The organism is Parviterribacter multiflagellatus, from assembly GCF_056863265.1.
The window spans coordinates 607,561-626,299 of the sequence record NZ_JBXPIZ010000002.1 but is presented as its reverse complement, the minus strand read 5'-3'; the positions used below and the strand labels follow the sequence as shown (position 1 = coordinate 626,299).

Sequence of the window (18,739 nt, the reverse complement as noted above, 5' to 3'; positions counted from 1 at the left end):
CCACTACCCGTATGTGGGACTTCTCGACGGACCCCGAGTTCCAGGCGCACCTGGACTGGATGGCCGACTTCGTGCGGGAGGAGATCTGGCCGCTCGAGACGCTCGACCTGAGCTACGAGCAGCTGCTCCGCGCCATGGCGCCCCTGCGCGAGGAGGTCAAGGCCCGCGGCCTGTACGCCGCGCACCTCGATCCCGAGCTGGGCGGCCAGGGCTTCGGCCAGGTGAAGCTCGGGCTCATGCACGAGGTCCTCGGGACGTCCCCGCTCGCGCCCTTCGCGTTCGGCAACCAGGCGCCCGATTCGGGCAACAGCGAGATCCTCGCGATCGCCGGCACCGAGGAGCAGAAGGACCGCTGGCTGCACCCGCTGCTCGCCGGTGACCTGCACTCGGCGTTCTCGATGACCGAGCCGCACACCGCCGGCAGCGACCCGACGCTGCTGCAGACCCGCGCGGTCCGCGACGGCGACGAGTACGTCATCACCGGCCACAAGTGGTTCAGCTCCAACGCGTCGATCGCCGACTTCCTCATCGTCATGGCGGTCACCGACCCCGACGCGCGCCCGCACCAGCGCGCGACGATGTTCATCGTCCCGGCCGACACGCCCGGCGTGAACATCCTGCGCGACGTCCCGACGATGGAGCACCCGCAGGAGGAGTTCGCCAAGTACGGCGGGCACGCGGAGATCCGCTACGAGGACGTCCGCATCCCCGCCGCGAACCGGCTCGGCGCGGAGGGCACCGGGTTCCTCATCGCCCAGCAGCGGCTGTACCCGGGCCGCATCCACCACTGCATGCGCTGGCTCGGCGTCTCCAAGCGAGCGTTCGACATGCTCTGCGAGCGCGCCCTCAGCAGAGAGGCCCACGGCGGCCCGCTGGCCGAGAAGCAGACGGTCCAGAACTGGATCGCCGACTCCGCCGCGCAGATGCAGGCCGCGCGGCTGATGACGCTCCACGCCGCGTGGGTGATGGACACGCAGGGCGCCGCGGCCGCGCGCAAGGAGATCAGCCTCATCAAGTTCTTCGGCGCCGAGGTGCTGCACGACGTGGTGGACCGGGCGCTGCAGATCCACGGCTCGCTCGGCTACTCGACCGACCTGCCGCTGGAGGCGATGTACCGCTTCGCCCGCGGCGCGCGGTTCTACGACGGCCCGGACGAGGTCCACCGCCAGTCCGTGGCCCGGCAGATCCTGCGCGGCTACGCTCCGCAGGAGGTCCCCAGCGAGCACGTCCCGACCCGCCGCGAGGAAGCCCGGCGCCGGTTCGCGCACCTGCTGGAGGCCGCCACCGCGAATGGATGAGAGCGCCCGCCCCAAGGTCCTGATCGTCGTCCTGCTGATCCAGCTGCTGATCGGCGGGGCGCTGATCGTCGCCGTGTCGCAGGACTTCTTCGGCCTCTTCGACGAGGACGAGCCGGCGAACGCGGCGACGACGGCGGCGGTCACGAAGGCCGACCGGTTCGACGAGGACCGCGCGTGGAAGCTGCTCGTCGAGCAGGTCGACGACTTCGGGCCGCGGCCGGCGGGCAGCGACGCGTCGCGGCGGCTCGCGGCGCGGCTCAGGCAGGCGCTCCCGCGCGGGAAGTACGAGCCGATCCGCGGCCACGCCGGGCTGCGCAACGTCGTCGGCACGATCCCCGGCACCAAGCCGGCGGTCGTGATCGGCGCGCACTACGACACCGAGGCGACGCCCGAGGGCCACGTCGGCGCCAACGACGGCGCGGCGGGCACGGCGGCGCTGGTCGAGCTGGCGCGGGCGATGCGCAAGGTCAAGCGGCCCGGGGGCGCGCCGGAGCTGCGCTTCGTCGCGTTCGACGGCGAGGAGGAGCCGGCCGGCTGCGAGCCGTTCGAGAAGTGCGGCCTGCGCGGCTCGAAGGCGTACGTCAAGGCGCACGGCAAGCGGGAGGTCAAGGCGATGGTCCTGCTCGACTACATCGCCGAGAAGGGCACGCGCATCCCGCGCGAGGGCTCCTCGAACCTGGAGATGTGGGGCCAGCTGCGCGCGGCGGCCCGGCGCGTCGGCGCGGGGGCGACGTTCCCCGACGAGGTCGGCTACGAGATCATCGACGACCACCGGCCGTTCCTCGACGCCGGCATCCCGGCGATCGACCTGATCGACTTCGACTACCCGCACCGCGACACGCTCGAGGACACGCCGGACAAGCTCTCGGTCCGCAGCCTCGACGCCGTGGGGGAGACGGTCGTCGAGCTGCTGCGGACCGATCTGGCGCGGTAGGCCGGGCTAGGCCGACTCGCGCTGGAACGTGCGGCGGCCGAGGGCGATCGCCACCAGCGCGAGGCCGCCCGCGGCGACCATGCCCCAGCTGACGGTCGCCGTGGTGACGTCGCCGAGGAAGAGCGCGCGGACGCCGTCGACGACGTGGCTGAGCGGGTTGATCTCGCTCGCGGTCTCCAGCCACCCCGGCGCCAGGGACATCGGCAGCAGGATGCCGCTGAGCAGCAGGAGCGGGAGCACGGTGCTGTTGACGACGGGCACCAGGCCCTCCTCGCTCTTGGTCTTCAGCGCGACCGCGTAGCTCGCCGCCGCGAACGCCGCGCCGACGAGGCCGACCATCACGATGCCGAGCACGACCGGGCCGACCGGCGCGTCGAGCCCGAACAGGTACGCCGTGGCCGTCAGCAGCAGCGCCTGGACCATGAGGACGAGCACGTCGCGCAGCACGCGGCCGAGCAGGAGCGCGGTGCGGGAGGCGGGCGTCACGCGCTGGCGCTCGATGACGCCGGAGCGCAGCTCGTGCAGCAGGCCGAACCCGACGAACGCCGCGCCGAACAGGCCGAGCTGCACGAGCAGGCCGGGGACGAACACCTGCCACGCGTCGCCCTCCGGGAAGCCGGGCGTCGCCGCGACCGGCTTCAGCAGCGGGCCGAACAGCGCGAGGTAGAGGATCGGCTGCGTCAGCCCCATGACGACCCAGATCGGCTGGCGCAGGCTGAGCCGCAGGGCGCGGGCGAAGATGATCCGCGTGTCGTGGACGGTGGAGCCGGTCATGCCGCCACCTCGTCGCGCAGCGCGCGGCCGGTCACGTTGAGGAAGACGTCGTCGAGCGACGGCCGCTTGACCTCCAGGCCGGTCACCGCGATGCCGTCGAGCGCCCCCAGTGCCGCGGGCAGCTGCGACGCCGCGTCGCGCAGTCCGAACCGGACGTGGTGGCCTTCGACGTGCGGCGTCTCGAGCGCGTGGGGCCGGAGCGCCTCGACCGCCGCGACGGCCTCGTCCGCGTGCGCGAGGGCCAGCTCGACCGCGTCGCCGGCGACCCGCTGCTTGAGCTCCTCCGGCGTGCCCTCGGCGACGATCTCGCCGTGGTCGATGACGAGCAGCCGGTCGCAGAGCGCGTCGGCCTCCTCGAGGTAGTGGGTCGTCAGGAAGACCGTCGCGCCGCGGTCGTCGCGCAGCGCGCGGATGTGGTCCCACAGGTTCGCGCGCGCCTGGGGGTCGAGCCCCGCGGTCGGCTCGTCGAGGAAGAGCAGGCCGGGTTCGTGGACGAGCCCGAGCGCGATGTCGAGCCGGCGCCGCTGGCCGCCGGAGAGCTCCATGATCGGCCGCTCCCAGACGCCCTCCAGGTCCATCGTCGCGATCAGCGCCCGGCCGCGCCGCTCCGCCGTCGCGCGATCGATGCCGTAGAGCATCGCCTGGTCGATCAGCTCCTCGCCGGCGTAGGCGGCGACGTCGGACTGGCCGCCCTGCGCGACGTAGCCGATCCGGCGCCGGACCTCGACCGGCTCGCCGCGCAGGTCGGCGCCGGCGACGGTCGCCTCGCCCGCGGTGGGCTCGAGGAGCGTCGTGAGCATCCGCTGCGTCGTCGTCTTGCCGGCGCCGTTCGGGCCGAGGAAGCCGACGACCTCGCCCGCGTGCACGGTGAGGTCGATCGCCTTGACGGCCTCGACCGTCGCGCGCCGGGTGGTGAAGGTCCGTGAGAGGCCCTGCGCCTCGATCGCGGGACCACTAGTCAAAGTTGAAGCCACGTGGCTATTCAACCTTGACTAGTCGTCCGGTGTCAACCTTCCTGGGCCGCCCGCGCCTCGGCCGCGTGCTCGGCGGCCATCCGTGCGTGCTCGTCAGCGAGCTTCTTCTCGCCCCAGAACGCGTAGTCCCCGGCGCGCACGCGTTCCGCGAACCGCTCCAGCCAGGCCAGCTCGCCGTTGACGAGCGCGAGGTTGAACTCGAGCAGCTCCAGCGAGATGCCGGGATGGTCCTCCGCGCGTGCGGTGCGCGACGTCTTCGCGATGTTCACCCGGTGCTGCGCGATGCGGCCGTCGATGATCTCCAGCACCTCGTCGCGCGGGATCATCCACAGGAACGCGAGGCCGGCCATGAGCCGTCCGGGGTGGTGGTGGTCGACCGTCCACAGCGTCTCGCGGAGCAGCGCCTGCAGCTCGTTCTCGCCGTCGAGCGTCAGCCGGTAGCGCGTCCGGTCGCCCTTGCCGCCGGGGAGCTCCTCGAGGAAGGCGTCCTTGGTGAGCGACTTCAGGGCGCCGTAGATCGAGCCCGGGTTGACGTTCGCCCACGAGTCGGCGCGCCAGCTCAGCAGCTCGCGGCGGACGAAGTAGCCGTGCACGGGCTGGAACATCCGCACGACCCCGAGGACGAGCAGACGGGTGGTCGACATGGCGCGAGTCTAGGTGCCCGCAGGCACGCTCGGGCCCTGCGCCCGCCTCTACACTGGGAGGCCGATGAGCGTCGAGAAGCTGCTTCTCGCCCGTCCACGCGGCTACTGCGCCGGCGTCGACCGGGCCGTCCAGACCGTCGAGCGCGCGCTCGAGCTGCACGGGGCCCCGGTCTACGTGCGCAAGGAGATCGTCCACAACAAGCACGTCGTGGCGACCCTGCGCGAGCGCGGCGCGATCTTCGTGGAGGAGCTCGACGACTCGATCCCCGAGGGCGCGATCACCGTCTTCTCGGCCCATGGCGTGTCGCCCGCGGTCCACGCGGACGCCGAGCGCCGCGGCCTGCAGACGATCGACGCGACGTGCCCGCTCGTCACCAAGGTCCACCGCGAGGCGCTGAAGTTCGCCGCCGACGGCTACACGATCGTCCTCATCGGCCACGACGGGCACGAGGAGGTCGAGGGCACGATGGGGGAGGCGCCCGACCACATCGTCCTCGTGGAGACCGAGGAGGACGTCGACCGCCTCGAGATCGAGGACACCGACAAGATCGCGTACATCTCGCAGACGACGCTGAGCGTCAACGAGACGCGCGCGATCATCGCGCGGCTGCGCGAGCGGTTCCCCAACATCACCGGTCCCCGCACCGACGACATCTGCTACGCCACGACGAACCGCCAGGCGGCGGTCAAGCAGATGGCGCAGCAGTGCGACCTCATCCTCGTCATCGGCTCGCAGAACTCGTCGAACTCGCAGCGCCTCGTGGACGTCGCGCGCGACGAGGGCGCCGACTCGTACCTCATCGACCACGCCGGCCAGGTGCAGGAGGAGTGGGTCGAGGGCAAGCGCGTCGTCGGCATCTCGTCCGGCGCGTCGGCGCCCGAGGAGCTCGTCGAGGCGCTCGTGCAGTGGTTCCGCGACCGCGGCGTGGAGGACGTCTCGGAGCTGGAGGTCGTCCGCGAGGACGTGCGCTTCATGCTGCCGAAGACGATCCGCCAGGCGCTCGCGGCCGCCGCCGGCTAGCCACGCCGTCCGTCCCGTAGGCTGGGGCGGACCCGTGCGGACCCTCGTCCTCTCCGACCTCCACCTCGGCAGCCGGACGGACGCGGACGTCCTGCGCCGCGACGGCGCCGCCGCGCAGCTCGCGGCCGCGCTGCGCGAGGAGCCGCCCGACCGGCTCGTGCTGCTCGGGGACCTGCTGGAGCTGCGGCACGGGCCGGTGGTCGACGCGCTCGACGCGGCGCGGCCGGTGCTGGAGGCGATCGGCGCGGCGCTGCGGCCCCAGACCGAGGTCGTGCTCGTGCCCGGCAACCACGATCACGCGCTGATCGGGTCGTGGCTGGAGCGGCGGGCGCTGCGGCGCGAGCCGGAGCTGACGCTGGAGGAGCGCGCCGACCCCGTGGAGGCCTCGGACGCGGTCGCGGCGATCGCCGCCCTGCTGGAGCCGGGGAACCTGTGCGTCGCCTACCCGGGCCTGTGGCTGCGCGACGACGTCTACGCGACGCACGGCCACTACCTCGACCCGCATCTGACGATCCCGACGTTCGAGCGGCTGGCGAGCGGCGCGATGCGCCGGGTCACCGGCGCGATCCCCGAGCACGGCGCCACGCCGCGCGACTACGAGGCCGCGCTGGCGCCGCTCTACGCGTGGCTCCACCTCGTCGCGCGCCACACGCGCACCGGCTTCGGCGCCGAGCGCCAGCGCGGCACCCAGAACGCCTGGCGGATGCTCACCGCGAAGGGGCCGCGGCCGCTCAAGCACCGCGCGCTCGCGGCGGCCTTCCCGGCGGCGATCAAGCTGGTCAACCGCACCGGGGTCGGGCCGGTCCACCACGACCTCAGCGCGCCGGCCCTGCGCCGCGCCGGCCTCCGCGCGATGGCGGAGGCGACGCGGCGGCTGGGCATCGACGCCGGGTGGGTGATCTTCGGCCACACCCACCGTGCCGGGCCGCTCCCGGCCGACGACCCGGCCGAGTGGCGCGCCGGCCCGGACGGGCCCCGGCTCGTCAACTGCGGCTCCTGGGTCCACGAGGAGGCGTTCCTCACGGGCCAGGGGCCGGGGTCGCCGTACTGGCCGGGCCGGGGCGTGGTGGTCGACCAGGACGGCGCGCCGCGCCTGGTCGACCTCCTGCCGGGCTGGACGCCGCCGCGCTAGCGGGCGACGGTGACCGTGCGGGCGGTGCGGGTCGTGTTCCCGCTGCCGTCCGTCGCGGCGAGCTCGACGCGGAGCCTGCCGCCGCGCACGCCGCGCAGCGTGCCCGCGGTCAGCCGCAGCGCGACCGTGCGGGGCTCGACGGTCCGGCCGGCGGGCGTGACCGTCTTAAGCACGACGGTGCGGACGCGCTTGCCGACCTTCTTGCGGCCGGTGACCTTCACCGTCAGCGTGCACGCCTCGTCGCACGTGATGCGGGGTCGCAGGCCGCGGCGGGTCACCTGCGACCGCTTCGCGCGGGCGCTGAGCCCGGCGAGCGTCAGGCGCGGGGCGCGGCGGTCGGCGGCCGGGGCGGGGACGCCGCCGCCTCCGGGCTGCGGCTGCGGGGCCGGCGCCGGCGTGCCGGGGTCGGGCGTGGGCGTGCCCGGGTCAGGCGAGTCGACCGGCTTGGGCGGCGCGATGAGCAGGCAGCCGTTGGCGGTGTTGCCCTTCACCGACGGGCACGCGTCGCTGAACGTCGTGACGCCGTCGCCGTCCGGGTCCGGCCCCCAGTTGAGGACGTGCTGGGCCACCGCCGTCGACAGCCCGGTGAACGGCTTGCCCCCGTTCTGGACCGCGGCGGTCGCGTCGGCCAGCGCGGTGGTCGCGCCCGACCAGTGCAGGAGGTGGACCGTCCTCCCGGGCTCGAGGACGATCTGGGAGTAGCGCAGGGTGGCGTCGTCCATCACGCCCGCGTCCGGCTCCCAGACGGTCAGGTCGGGATCGGCCGGGTCGACCTGCGGGGTGTTGCCGTTCTCGGCGCCCCAGCGGATGAAGGGGAACGCGTTGTCGTTGGAGCTGAGGACCGCCCAGTGGTCGTCGGAGTCGACGCTCGCGTTCCCGTCCTCGCTGGCCACCGAGCCCTGCGAGCCGAGCACGGCCAGCTTGAAGTCGGCGGTCGTGAACTTCAGCTTGTCGGTCGCGTTCGTGATCGTGTCCAGGTGCTGGACGACGCCGTCGACCACGGTGACCTTCCGCGAGACGAGCAGGCCGCCGACGTTCTGCGCCGGGAAGCTCAGCGTCGTCCCCTCGGCGAGGCACGCGTCGTCGTCGAGCTCCTTCGCGTACAGCACGCCGTTGACCGCGAGGGTGCCGTAGCCGGCCTCGAACACCGAGCCGGGCCCGGGCTGGACCTGCAGCGCGGCGGAGAGCGCGCCGTCGCGGTCGATCTTCCACGTGCCGTTGCCCGGCCCGGCGTGGGACGCGACGCAGGGCTGCGCGGCGGAGGCGGAGGCGGGGGCGAGCGCGGCGGCGACGGCGGACGTCGCGGCGAGCGCCAGGAGCGTGCGGGACGCGGGCTTCAGGCCGGCCGCGACGAGGCGGTCGGCGCGGCGGGGAGAGCGGTCGGTGGAGAGCATGGGCCGCAGTCTCCGCACGCTCGGCCGTGGGGTCATGAGGGGGTGTCCCTCAACTTCTGGGTGGGGGTGATCCTGGGGGGATGGGTAGCCTCCCCGGATGCCCCGCGTCCCCCACCGACCGCGGCTGCTTCTCGCTGCCGCGGCATCCCTCGCCCTGCCCGCGGCGATCGGCGTCACCGCCGCGTCCGCCGGAGGCGGCACCGACAAGAGCGACTGGCCGCCGAACACCGGCGTGCTGCTCATGAACAAGAACGACAGCTCGCGTCCGCTCGACGCGCGCCCCGGCAACGACCCGTTCGGCGGCCGCGACCCGAGCTACTCGTGCGACACCGTCCACAAGCGCGGCAAGTGCCAGCAGCGCTTCGTCGCCCAGGGCGGCGGGCGCGTGATGACGGACCGCGCCGGCCACAACAAGCTCCTCGGCGGCCACGGCTCCGACACCATCCACGCCGGCCCGTGGGGCGACGTGATCTGGGGCGACTACAAGCCCTCAGGCCAGCCGACGTCGCAGAAGGACCGCCTGCACGGCGGCGCAGGCCGCGACTTCATCTACGGCAGCCACGGGTTCAACCGCATCGAGGCCGGCGGCGGCAAGGACTACGTCAAGCTCCACTTCGGCCACGGCATCGTCGACTGCGGCGGCGGCCGGGACGTGCTCTACATCAGCCGGCGCTCGAAGAAGCGGACGAAGATCCGCAACTGCGAGACCGTCTCGCACAAGACGACCGGGTACTAGGCCGGCGCGTCCGACCAGCCGGGCGGCACGACGCCCGGGGTGAACGAGACGGCGTGGCACTCCACGCCGTCCGACAGCTCCAGCTCGAGCACCCCCGTCGTGTGGTGGGGGTGCTCGATGAGCGCGTACGCGCCCGCGTGGTCGACGGCGATCTCGGTGCCGTTCGCGCGCGCCACGCCGCTGCCGCTCAGCACCGCCCACACGCCGCCGGCCTCGTACGGGCCCGACCAGGCGCCGCGCTGCTCGGGCGTCGGCACCACCACGCGCGCCTCGGGGTCGTCCTCCGGGTGCACCGGCGGCACGAGCGCGTCGGGCGCGTCGAGCGGCAGGCCGAGCAGCTCGCGGATCGCCAGCTCGGTCTCCTGGTAGCCGCCCTCGCCGTAGTGGAACTCGTGGAGCGCGTGGCCCCGCTCGGTCGGCCGCCACAGGTACCGCGCCGGCCAGCCCTCGTTGTCGTAGAGCGTCCACAGGCGGAAGTCGTCGTCGATCAGGACCGGGTGGTCGATGTCCAGCCGGTCGACGGCGTCGCGCACTGCGTCCTCGCCGCGCGACGCCGGGAAGCCGGGGGAGTGGACGGAGACGACCCGCAGCCCGTGCTCCTCGTACTTGGCGTGCCACGCCTTCAGGTAGGGCAGCGTGCGGAGCGACTGGACGCGGCAGAAGTCCCAGAACTCGATCAGCACCGGGCGCCCGCGCTGCTTGTCCATCCGCAGCGACGCCACGTTCACCCATGGGAGCTTCTGCGGGAAGTGCGGGGGCGTGATGTCGTCGACGGGCGGGCGCATCGTTAGGGATCCGTGAGGAAAGGACCGGACCGCAACCTTTAGAGATACCGTGTGTTCTCTTGGTTTGGTCGGCCCAAGCCGTGAGTCGGGTCACAGACCGTATCCACCCCTGCTGTTCCCTCGTAGGAGAGACCTCTTCATGAAGAAGATCGCCATCTTCATGGCGACCGCACTCGTGCTGTCCCTGTCCGCCGTCGCCTATGCCCAGAGCGCCGGGAACACCTACACCGTCGAGGGCTCGACGTCGCCGTCCAAGGCGGGCACGAAGTCCAAGCCCGTCGGCATCGGGGTCGACTTCGACTTCTCCGTCGACGGTCCCAGCGGCCAGCGTCCTGCCGTCGTCAACAGCTACGCCATCTTCTTCGGTGGTGTGAAGGCGAACTACGCCAAGTTCCCGAAGTGCGCGATCTCCAAGATGGAGACCGACCAGAGCATCGACGGCTGCCCGAAGGGGTCGATCGTCGGCACCGGCTTCATCGAGAACGCCACCGGCATCAAGACCAACCCGGCCGATCGCTCCATCCACTGCAACGCGCAGCTGTGGGTCGTGAACTCGGGCGGCGGCAAGGGCGCCATCTTCGTCAAGGGCGATCCGGCCTCGAGCAACCCGAAGACGAACTGCGCCATCGAGCTGGCCGCGCCGATCCCGACGACGTTCAAGAACTCGTCCAAGGGCACGACGCTGACCTTCACGGTCCCGCAGGTCCTCAAGCACCCGGCCCCGACCCTCGACAACGCGGTCCTCAAGACCGAGTCGAAGATCAAGAAGGTCAAGGCCGGCGGCAAGTACTTCTACGAGTCGATCGGCGGCTGCACCGGCGGCAAGCGTGAGGTCTCCGTGACCTTCACGACCGAGGCCGGCGACAAGACGGTGGAGAAGACGACCGCCAAGTGCTCCAAGTAGCTCAGCCTCGCTGAAGCTTCTGTTGTGACCGGAGGGCGGGCCTTGTGCCCGCCCTTCGTCTGCCAGTAGGTTCCCGCCGTCCCACCCCACGTCCTCTGGAGGAGAGAGATGCGGAAGACGGTGGCTGCCACGACGGCAGTCCTGACGCTGGCCTTTGCGGCGTTCGCGTACGCGCAGGCGATCGAGAACACGTACGAGATCACGGGTTCCACCAGCCCGACGAAGGCTGGGACGAAGTCCAAGCCCGTGGCGGTCGGCGTCAAGTTCGGCTACACGGTCGACGAGGCGAACGGCAACCGCCCGTCGCCGGTCAAGACGTACAGCATCCGCTTCGCCGGCCTGAAGGCGAACACCGACGCGTTCCCGACCTGCTCCGTCGCGAAGATGGAGGAGGAGCAGAGCGTCGACGGGTGCCCGGCGAAGTCGATCGTCGGCACCGGGTTCATCAAGAACGCGACCGGCATCAAGACGAACCCGGCCGATCGCTCCATCCCGTGCAACGCGGCCCTGTGGGTCGTCAACGGCGGCAACGGCAAGGGCGCGATCTTCGTCAAGGGCAGCCCGGACTCGACGAACCCGAACACGCGCTGCGCGATCGAGCTCTCGGCGCCGATCCCGGCCCGCTTCATCAACAAGAGCGGCGAGGGCCGCCTCGAGTTCGACGTCCCGCCGTCGCTGCTGCACCCGGCGCCGACGCTGGACAACGCGGTGACCGAGGTCACCTCGACCATCAAGAACGTCAAGAACAAGGGCCGCGGCTTCTTCGAGTCGAGCGGCGGCTGCGTCGGCGGCAAGCGGAAGATCTCCGTCGTCTTCACGCCGGAGACCGGATCGGCCAAGACGGCCACCACGCAGGCCAACTGCAAGAAGTAGCCGGACATGGACCGCGAGGGGCGGCACGTCCGCCCCTCGCAGTTCACTAGCCTGCGCTGCCGATGACCACTGGGCAGCGCATCGCCATCCTCGTCTCGGCCGCCGTGATCCTCGCCGGGGCGTTCGTCCTCGCGCAGGGCTCCGACGACGACGGCGGGGGCGAGCAGTCGCTCACGCCGGCCGAGCAGCAGGCGACGACCGAGCCGACCGGCGGCGCCGAGGCGCCCGCCGAGGGGGAGGAGCCGCCCGCCGCGACGACGCAGGCCGCGCCGCCGCCGCGCGTGGAGACGATCCGCATCGAGGGCGGCCAGCCCGCCGGCGAGCCGGAGACGCTGAAGTTCGAGAGCGGCGACACGATCCGCCTGAAGTTCACCTCCGACACCGCCCAGGAGATCCACATCCACGGCTACGACCGGTACGTGGACGTGCCCGCGGGCGGCTCGAAGACCGAGCGCTTCAAGGCCACGGCCGAGGGCATCTTCGAGATCGAGCTGCACTCGAACGGCGCCCTCCTGGCGAACCTCGAAGTCCGCCCGTGAGAGCGCGCATCGGGCTGGTCCTCGTCGCGGCGCTCGCCGCGACGGTCCTGCTCGCGCCGGACGCGTTCGCGCACGCCCTGGGCGGACGCGAGGACCTGCCGATCCCGCGCTGGGTGTTCGGCTGGGCGGCCACCGCCGTCCTCGTCGTCTCGTTCGTCGCGCTCGCCGTCCTGTGGCCCAAGCCGCGGCTGGAGGAGGACCGCGAGCGCCCGCTCGTGCGCGTGCCGGTCGTCCTCGAGGTGCTCGCGGGCGCGATCGGCGTGGCGATCTTCGCGTTCCTGGTCTGGGCGGGCCTGACCGGCACGCAGTCGTCCAGCGCCAACATCCTGCCGGTCTTCTTCTGGGTGCTGATCTGGGTCGGCGGCCCGGTGCTGTCGGTCCTGGTCGGCGACTGGTTCCGCGCCTTCAACCCGTGGCGCGCGGTCGGCCGCGCCGCCGGCTGGGTCGCTAAGCGCGTCGCGCCCGACGCGCTGCCCGAGCCGCTCGCCTACCCGCAGCGGCTCGGCCGCTGGCCGGTCGCGGCCGGCTTCTTCTTCGCGGCCTGGCTGGAGCTCGCGATCCCCGACGCGACGCGGACCGACCCGGGCAACCTCGCGGTCCTGATGCTCGCGTGCGCGGCGACGCAGCTCGTCGGCATGGCGCTCTACGGTGTCGACCAGTGGACGCGCAACGCCGACCCGTTCGCCGTCTACTTCCGCATCATGGGCTCGATCTCGGCGTTCGACTGGCGCGAGCGGACGATCTTCCTGCGCCGCCCGCTGTCGGGCCTGACGCGGCTGCGCGCGCTCCCCGGCACGGTCGGGTTCCTCGTCGTCCTGATCGGCTCGACGACGTACGACGGCGTGTCGGGGAAGGACTTCTGGTCCGAGACGCTGGTGGACGTCGCCGACGTCTTCGAGGGCCTCGGCTTCGGCGACACGAACGCGCTGACCGCCGCGGACACCGTCGGCCTCCTGCTGACGATCCTGCTCTGCCTGGGCCTGTACTGGCTCGGCGTGCTCGGGATGCGGACCGTCGACGACCGCTTCGAGGCGCGGGACCTGGCGCGCCGGTTCGCGCACTCGCTCGCGCCGATCGGCTTCGCGTACCTGCTCGCGCACTACTTCTCGTTCCTCGCCTACCAGGGCCAGTCGGCGATCTACCTCGCGTCCGACCCGCGCGGCAAGGGCGACGACTACTTCGGCACCGCGTCGAGCACGATCGACTACGGCGTCATCGGCACCAACGGCATCTGGTACGTCCAGGTCGGCGCGCTCCTGCTCGGGCACGTCGCGGGCCTGATCCTCGCGCACGACCGCGCGCTCGTGGTGTTCGACGACGTCCGGCGCGCGACCCGCTCGCAGTACTGGATGCTCGCGGTGATGGTCGCGTTCACCTCGATCGGCCTGTGGCTCCTATCGTCTTGAGCGGCTGATGCTCGTCCCGCTCGCCCATCCCGGCCACTGGCTCGCCGAGCTGCTCTACGTCGCGCCGGTGATCATCATCGTCGGGTGGATCGGCGTGCGGTCGCTGCTGGACAAGCGCGAGGAGCGCCGCAACGGCGGCTCCGGGCCGGGCGATCAGGACTCGCGCTCGAGCAGCGCGATGTCCTGAGCGAGCTGCTCGGGGACGAGCTGGTTGGCGGGGAAGCTCACCCGCTGCCGGCCCTGCTTGTCGATCAGCACCGTGGACGCGCTGTGCTCCAGGTCCTCGGTCTGGCGCTGGATGCCGAACGCCTTCCACTGCGCCGACAGCTGCTCGCGTGGGCCGAGGAGGAAGCGCATCCGGCCCTCCATCCGCTGCTCGAGGATGAACTTCTTCGCGCGCGCGGGCGTGTCACGTGGGGGATCGACCGCGATCGCGTAGACCGGCACGTCGTGGCCCAGGTCGTCGAGCGCGCCGCGGATCTGCTGGGCGGTCAGCGGGCAGGTGTCCTCGCACGTCGTGAAGAGGAACGTGACGACCGAGACCTTGCCGCGCAGGTCGGCCGCCGTGACGCTCCGGCCCTCCTCGTCGGTCATCCGCAGGTCGACCGGCGGGAGCGTCGCGGGGCGGACGGCGCCGCTGAACTTGGACGTGCGGGCGGAGGCCGTCTGGGGGTCGTCCTCGCTGCCTCCGATGGTGGCGAAGAACGCGGCGGCGACGGCGAACGAGGCGGCGAGCAGGACGGCGAGACGGACGCGGACAGGCACGCGACCCAGCGTAGGGACAACGGGCCTGCGGCCTACTACACTTCCTGAAGTACTGATCCCTGACCGCCTTTGAGGAGATTCCCCGAGTGAGCCCGTCCGGGGCGGAGTTCATCCGCCAGGTGAAGTCGAAGATCGACGAGGTCGACCCGTCCCAGGTCCACGAGGTCCTCGGCAACGGCGCGGTCATCGTCGACGTCCGCGAGAGCGAGGAGGTCGCGCAGGGCAAGCTGCCGGGCGCGATCCACGTGCCGCGCGGGCACCTCGAGTCCCGCATCGAGGGCGCCGCGCCCGATCGCTCGCAGCGCGTGATCCTCTACTGCGCGTCGGGCAACCGCTCCGCGCTCGCCGCCAAGACGCTGCAGGAGGACCTCGGGTACGAGCGCGTCGAGTCGATGACCGGCGGCTACACGCTGTGGAAGGACCGCGGCTACGACGTCGAGGTCCCGCGCCAGTGGTCGCCCGAGCAGCGCCAGCGCTACTCGCGCCACTTCCTCCTGCCGGAGATCGGCGAGGAGGGGCAGGCCAAGCTCCTCGACGCGAAGGTGCTCCTGCTGGGCGCCGGCGGCCTCGGCTCGCCGACCGCGCTCTACCTCGCGGCCGCCGGCGTCGGCACGCTCGGGCTCGTGGACGACGACGTGGTCGACGTCTCGAACCTGCAGCGCCAGGTCATCCACACGACCGACCGCGTGAACATGTCGAAGGTCGAGTCGGCCGAGACGCAGATCAACGCGCTCAACCCGGACGTCAAGGTCGTCAAGTACGAGACGCGCCTCGACAGCTCCAACATCATGGAGATCATCGAGGGCTACGACGTCATCGTCGACGGCGTGGACAACTTCCCGACGCGGTACCTGCTCAACGACGCCACCGTGCGCCTGCAGATCCCGGTGGTGAGCGCCTCGATCCTCGGCTTCGACGGCCAGCTGTCGGTCTTCGCGCCGTACGACGGCCCGTGCTACCGCTGCCTCTACCCGGTGCCGCCGCCGGCCGAGCTGGCGCCGTCCTGCGGCGCCAACGGCGTCGTCGGCGTCCTGCCGGGCACGATGGGCCTGCTGCAGGCGACGGAGGTCGTCAAGCTCGTCGTCGGCATCGGCGAGCCGCTGATCGGCCGCCTGCTGCTGTACGAGGCGCTGTCCGCCACGTTCACCGAGCTGAAGGTGCGCCGCGACCCGGACTGCCCGGTGTGCTCGCGCGACCCGGAGTCGATCTCCGACGAGGAGATGGGCGTCTTCCCCGACTACGAGGCGTTCTGCGCCGCCGCGGGCTAGGCTCGACCACCAGCTATGGCCACGATCAAGATCCCACCCGTCCTGCGTCCGTCGACCGGCGGCGAGAAGGAGGTCACCGCCACGGGCGGTGACGTCGGCACCGTGCTCAACGCGCTCGCCGAGCAGCACCCGTCGACGAAGACGCAGCTCTTCGGCGAGGGTGGCGACCTCAACCGGTACGTCAACGTGTACCTCAACGACGAGGACGTCCGCGTCCTCCAGGGCCTCGAGACCCCCGTCGGCGAGTCCGACACGCTCGTGATCCTGCCGGCCATGGCCGGCGGCTGCCGCTAGTCGCGGCGCCCCCGTTTCTTGCGCGCCCCCGCGCCGCACCTCTCATGTGCGGTGCGGGCGGTTCGCGCGGACGCCGTTGCCGGCCGCACGCGGGCGTCCGCCCGCCGCGCTGGCCGCGCGGCCCCGTCAGGTGTTGCTGCCGGCTGCGCGGTCAGCGATGAGCCGTATGGCGTCGCCGAGATGCGCGGGGTCGGTGACCGCGACCGGGGCGAGGTAGCCCTCGAGCGTCACGCTCGGTTCCGGCGCCTCCGCGAAGACGATCACGCCTCCTACCGCCTGGAAGACGAGCGCGTACCGCTCCACCTGCTCGACCGCGGATCGCACGCGATTCGGGCGGGCTGGGCTGGCCTTCACCTCGATGATCACCTTGTGACCTCCGACCGTCGCGACGAAGTCGGGCCTGGCGCGGCCGTCGGGTCCGCGGGGGGTGACTTCGATGTCGGAGACGTCGGGAAGTGCGTTGAGCATGCCGAGAACCGATCGCTCGAACGCCATCGCCCGGGACGCGGGGGACGCGCCGAGCTGGTGCTGCAGCGTGCTGCGGGCGACGGCCGGATTGTCGCGAAGTGCGACGAGGGCGGTAAAGACCTGGCTCGGGGACAGACGTTGCCCGAGGGTGCTCGGTGAGTGGCCCGCGATAGTCGGCTCCACGGGCAGATCACCAGTGTCCGCCCACTGCGCTGCCGCCTCGACGATGTCGGCGTCGGCGCGGCTGAGTCGCGCCGCGATCGTCTCCGCGCGGTCTCGCGGCAGCCCCTGGCGAGCGACGAGAGCATCGACGATGCGGTTGGCCGTGCTTGCAGCGCTAGGAGGCATCGGAATCTCCGGCCTTGTCGCGGAGCCTGTCGTAGCTGCCTTTCCAGTAGCCGATCAAGACTCCATTCTCCGCCGCCCGCGCGTCGGTCTCAAGCGGGTTGTACATGTAGGCGACCACGTCGTCGTCATCGTACGCTTCGTCGCCGTCCTTCCAGACGCCGACCTCGTCCAGCGTCTGCTCCCCGTGGGGGTACGGGAGCAGGCCCTGCATCACGGCGCTTTGCAGGGCATGCCGTGTTTCGTGCGCGAGCGTCGCCACGACCGATGACACATCGTCGTCCAGCAGGATCTCGCTGCTCACCGTCGTCCGGTCAGAGAGCGGGTCGTACTCGCCGTGCACGCCGGCAGGGAGATCTACGATCTCCATGTCGCTGACGTCCAGCCCGCCGGCCATGCGGAGGAACGCGTGCATACGCCGGCACAACTTCCGGCGTTCTTCGTCGGATGCTGCGCCCCACGCGTCGGGATTCACGATCTCGGCAAGCCCCCAGCCGGCCTCCTCGAAACGCTCCATGCCCGCGATGTCGCTGCGTGCCACGCGCGGAGTGTGACGGTTTCTGGACTCGCGCGTGTTCACGATATTCCACCTCGCGTCGGTGAGGCGACGCTCTCGTCATGTCTTCGCTCCGAGCGGGCGGTTCGGGTCGGTCGCGACGATCGCGTCGTTGACCGGGCCGCGGAAGTCGCAGTTCCCGATGCCGAGCGACCACGCCGCCGCGCCGGCCCGCTGGAGGGTGGGGTGGATGCGGCGGTTGAAGCGGTCGATCTCGGCGTTCGTGTCCGCGGACGCACCCGCGTGGAAGATGTCGCCGACGCCGTCCACGGCGTCCCGCAGCTCCTTCCAGCGGCGGCCGGCGCCGTGCGGGGCCTCGACCTTCATCAGGCGGGCGGAGCGCCGGAGGGTGCGCGCGATGCGCAGGGCCGCGCGCCGCTTGGAGATGCGGCCCTTGCGGGCGTCGCGGGTCGCCTTCTCGATCGCGAGCACGTCCTCGTAGCAGTACGAGCTCTGGTCGGACTGGAACTGCACGCCCTCCTTGCCGAGCGCGCGGACGCCCCAGTAGCGGCACGCGTGCGGGTTGTAGACCGTGAGCTTCGACGCGGCGCGCTCCATCTGCTCGATCGACCGGTCCGGGTTGCGCAGCGAGCGCGACCGCGCGTCCAGCGCCCTGCGGTACGCGGCGGCGTGGGCGGGCGGGACGTCGAGCTTGCGCAGGTCCTCCACCAGCTTGCGCTCCATCCGCCGCAGCGCGCGGAAGAACTGCCGCTCACCCTTCCGCGTGCGCGGCAGTCGCCGTGTCAGCACGTCGCGCGTGAACTCCGTGCACCGCGCCTCGGTCTGCGCCCGCAGCCGCTCCAGCGGGTCGGGCGCCGGCGCTGCGGCGGTCCGCGTCGTCGTCGCCGCACGCTCGCCCGCGCCGTTGCCGCCGCCACACGCGGCCGCCGTCGTCCCCAGCGCCACCAAGGCGCACGTCGTCGCGATCCATCGCATCTCGCGGCGCGAGGTACCCCTTACGCGATCAAGACATGCAACGCTGCACGGCATGGGGATGGAGCCCTGCCCGGTCTGCGACCGGCCGACCCTCGACGAGCGCGGCGCGTACGACATCTGCGGTTCCTGCGGGTGGGAGGACGACGGCGTCGAGCAGCCGTGGCAGCCGAGCGGGCCGAACGCGGGGGAGACGCTCTGGTCGGCGCGGCTGCGGATCCACCGGCCGGAGCTGCGCGGCAAGGCGCGGGAGTGGGAGCTCGAGCGGCTGCGCAAGGAGACGACAGCGCGCGAGGTCCCGCCTTACCTGGCGTCGCTCGGCCGGGCGCTCGGGACGGTCGTCGGCGCGGCGGACGTCACGCACGACCTCGACGAGGCCGACCGACTCTCGCTCTCGGTCCACAACGGCCCGGCAGCGGACGTCGACCTGGACGGCCTGTCGCCGGATGCGGTGGATGCCGCGCTCGCGCGCGCGCACCCGGCCCCGCCGGCGCTCCTGCTCGACCTGCAGTACGAGACGCTCTTCGGGGCCGTCCGCGTCGACCCGCGCGTCGTGCTCGCGCGCTGGCGCGCGTACGTGCGGGACCAGTCGCGCTTCCTCGTCCTCGGCGCCCCCGACCTCGCCGGCTCGCTCACCCTGATGCCGAACGGCGACGCGTGGCACCTGACGATCGCCGGTGCATGGGCCTGATCGAC

General features: G+C 72.0%; 22 protein-coding genes. 13 read left to right on the top strand and 9 right to left on the bottom strand.

Going from position 1 to position 18,739, the window contains the following annotated elements; genetic code table 11:
• Positions 1-11: 11 nt before the first annotated feature.
• Complete coding sequence (locus tag AC1UE5_RS06670) at positions 12-1,298, top strand: acyl-CoA dehydrogenase family protein (protein ID WP_482921394.1); 1,287 nt, start codon at positions 12-14, stop codon at positions 1,296-1,298.
• Positions 1,291-2,232: a M28 family metallopeptidase gene (locus AC1UE5_RS06665; protein ID WP_482921392.1), complete on the top strand. Its 942-nt coding sequence runs from the start codon at positions 1,291-1,293 to the stop codon at positions 2,230-2,232. Before AC1UE5_RS06670 ends, AC1UE5_RS06665 begins: the two co-directional genes overlap by 8 nt.
• A 6-nt stretch (positions 2,233-2,238) precedes the next feature.
• Here AC1UE5_RS06665 and AC1UE5_RS06660 read toward each other — a convergent pair whose 3' ends face one another.
• The 3 genes from AC1UE5_RS06660 to AC1UE5_RS06650 are packed head-to-tail and all read right to left on the bottom strand — an operon-like array spanning position 2,239 to position 4,624.
• Positions 2,239-3,006 carry an ABC transporter permease gene (locus AC1UE5_RS06660; protein WP_482921390.1) on the bottom strand — a complete coding sequence of 256 codons (768 nt, stop codon included), beginning with the start codon at positions 3,004-3,006 and terminating at the stop codon, positions 2,239-2,241.
• Entirely contained in the window at positions 3,003-3,980 is a 978-nt protein-coding gene (locus AC1UE5_RS06655; RefSeq protein WP_482921388.1) for an ABC transporter ATP-binding protein, read from the bottom strand. The genes AC1UE5_RS06660 and AC1UE5_RS06655 overlap by 4 nt, the downstream gene beginning before the upstream one ends.
• Before the next feature lie 32 nt (positions 3,981-4,012).
• A complete protein-coding gene (locus AC1UE5_RS06650; RefSeq protein ID WP_482921386.1) occupies positions 4,013-4,624 on the bottom strand; it encodes a PadR family transcriptional regulator in 612 nt (203 codons plus the stop codon).
• Positions 4,625-4,688: 64 nt separating this feature from the next.
• Between AC1UE5_RS06650 and AC1UE5_RS06645 the strand changes: the two genes are divergently transcribed.
• Positions 4,689-5,645 carry a 4-hydroxy-3-methylbut-2-enyl diphosphate reductase gene (locus tag AC1UE5_RS06645; RefSeq protein WP_482921384.1) on the top strand — a complete coding sequence of 319 codons (957 nt, stop codon included), beginning with the start codon at positions 4,689-4,691 and terminating at the stop codon, positions 5,643-5,645.
• A gap of 34 nt (positions 5,646-5,679) precedes the next feature.
• Positions 5,680-6,777, top strand: coding sequence for a metallophosphoesterase (locus tag AC1UE5_RS06640; protein ID WP_482921382.1), 1,098 nt, complete (start codon positions 5,680-5,682; stop codon positions 6,775-6,777).
• On the opposite strand, the gene AC1UE5_RS06635 is transcribed toward AC1UE5_RS06640, so the two are convergent.
• Entirely contained in the window at positions 6,774-8,171 is a 1,398-nt protein-coding gene (locus tag AC1UE5_RS06635) for a hypothetical protein (RefSeq protein WP_482921380.1), read from the bottom strand. The two genes, AC1UE5_RS06640 and AC1UE5_RS06635, sit on opposite strands and share 4 nt — an antisense overlap.
• A 97-nt stretch (positions 8,172-8,268) precedes the next feature.
• Between AC1UE5_RS06635 and AC1UE5_RS06630 the strand changes: the two genes are divergently transcribed.
• Positions 8,269-8,907 (top strand): calcium-binding protein, encoded by a 639-nt coding sequence (locus AC1UE5_RS06630; RefSeq protein ID WP_482921378.1) that lies wholly within the window; start codon positions 8,269-8,271, stop codon positions 8,905-8,907.
• On the opposite strand, the gene AC1UE5_RS06625 is transcribed toward AC1UE5_RS06630, so the two are convergent.
• The gene (locus tag AC1UE5_RS06625) at positions 8,904-9,692 is read right to left on the bottom strand and encodes a thioredoxin domain-containing protein (protein WP_482921376.1); all 789 of its coding nucleotides are present in this window, start codon (positions 9,690-9,692) and stop codon (positions 8,904-8,906) included. The two genes, AC1UE5_RS06630 and AC1UE5_RS06625, sit on opposite strands and share 4 nt — an antisense overlap.
• Before the next feature lie 139 nt (positions 9,693-9,831).
• Here AC1UE5_RS06625 and AC1UE5_RS06620 point away from each other — a divergent pair, with 139 nt between their 5' ends.
• From AC1UE5_RS06620 to AC1UE5_RS06600, 5 genes are all read left to right on the top strand, one after another.
• The gene (locus AC1UE5_RS06620; protein ID WP_482921374.1) at positions 9,832-10,596 is read left to right on the top strand and encodes a hypothetical protein; all 765 of its coding nucleotides are present in this window, start codon (positions 9,832-9,834) and stop codon (positions 10,594-10,596) included.
• 108 nt (positions 10,597-10,704) lie between these two features.
• Positions 10,705-11,469, top strand: coding sequence for a hypothetical protein (locus tag AC1UE5_RS06615; protein WP_482921372.1), 765 nt, complete (start codon positions 10,705-10,707; stop codon positions 11,467-11,469).
• A 62-nt stretch (positions 11,470-11,531) separates the two neighbouring features.
• A complete protein-coding gene (locus tag AC1UE5_RS06610) occupies positions 11,532-12,008 on the top strand; it encodes a hypothetical protein (RefSeq protein ID WP_482921371.1) in 477 nt (158 codons plus the stop codon).
• Positions 12,005-13,414 carry a fenitrothion hydrolase gene (locus tag AC1UE5_RS06605; protein WP_482921369.1) on the top strand — a complete coding sequence of 470 codons (1,410 nt, stop codon included), beginning with the start codon at positions 12,005-12,007 and terminating at the stop codon, positions 13,412-13,414. The genes AC1UE5_RS06610 and AC1UE5_RS06605 overlap by 4 nt, the downstream gene beginning before the upstream one ends.
• A gap of 7 nt (positions 13,415-13,421) precedes the next feature.
• A complete protein-coding gene (locus AC1UE5_RS06600; RefSeq protein WP_482921367.1) occupies positions 13,422-13,601 on the top strand; it encodes a hypothetical protein in 180 nt (59 codons plus the stop codon).
• On the opposite strand, the gene AC1UE5_RS06595 is transcribed toward AC1UE5_RS06600, so the two are convergent.
• A complete protein-coding gene (locus AC1UE5_RS06595) occupies positions 13,568-14,179 on the bottom strand; it encodes an SCO family protein (protein ID WP_482921365.1) in 612 nt (203 codons plus the stop codon). The genes AC1UE5_RS06600 and AC1UE5_RS06595 overlap by 34 nt on opposite strands.
• An 86-nt stretch (positions 14,180-14,265) precedes the next feature.
• On the opposite strand from AC1UE5_RS06595, the gene moeB reads away from it, so the two are divergent.
• Both moeB and AC1UE5_RS06585 read left to right on the top strand, forming a co-directional pair.
• Positions 14,266-15,447 carry a molybdopterin-synthase adenylyltransferase MoeB gene (gene moeB, locus AC1UE5_RS06590; RefSeq protein ID WP_482921363.1) on the top strand — a complete coding sequence of 394 codons (1,182 nt, stop codon included), beginning with the start codon at positions 14,266-14,268 and terminating at the stop codon, positions 15,445-15,447.
• A 15-nt stretch (positions 15,448-15,462) separates the two neighbouring features.
• Positions 15,463-15,741, top strand: coding sequence for a MoaD/ThiS family protein (locus AC1UE5_RS06585; protein ID WP_482921361.1), 279 nt, complete (start codon positions 15,463-15,465; stop codon positions 15,739-15,741).
• 126 nt (positions 15,742-15,867) lie between these two features.
• Here the strand turns inward: AC1UE5_RS06585 and AC1UE5_RS06580 are convergent, their stop codons facing one another.
• The 3 genes from AC1UE5_RS06580 to AC1UE5_RS06570 all read right to left on the bottom strand — a co-directional run bounded on the left by AC1UE5_RS06580 (position 15,868) and on the right by AC1UE5_RS06570 (position 18,046).
• Complete coding sequence (locus tag AC1UE5_RS06580; protein WP_482921359.1) at positions 15,868-16,557, bottom strand: hypothetical protein; 690 nt, start codon at positions 16,555-16,557, stop codon at positions 15,868-15,870.
• Positions 16,547-17,095: a hypothetical protein gene (locus AC1UE5_RS06575; RefSeq protein WP_482921357.1), complete on the bottom strand. Its 549-nt coding sequence runs from the start codon at positions 17,093-17,095 to the stop codon at positions 16,547-16,549. The genes AC1UE5_RS06580 and AC1UE5_RS06575 overlap by 11 nt, the downstream gene beginning before the upstream one ends.
• Positions 17,096-17,170: 75 nt before the next feature.
• Complete coding sequence (locus tag AC1UE5_RS06570; protein WP_482921355.1) at positions 17,171-18,046, bottom strand: hypothetical protein; 876 nt, start codon at positions 18,044-18,046, stop codon at positions 17,171-17,173.
• Positions 18,047-18,098: 52 nt separating this feature from the next.
• On the opposite strand from AC1UE5_RS06570, the gene AC1UE5_RS06565 reads away from it, so the two are divergent.
• Entirely contained in the window at positions 18,099-18,734 is a 636-nt protein-coding gene (locus tag AC1UE5_RS06565) for a CPCC family cysteine-rich protein (RefSeq protein ID WP_482921353.1), read from the top strand.
• The last annotated feature ends 5 nt before the right edge of the window (positions 18,735-18,739 follow it).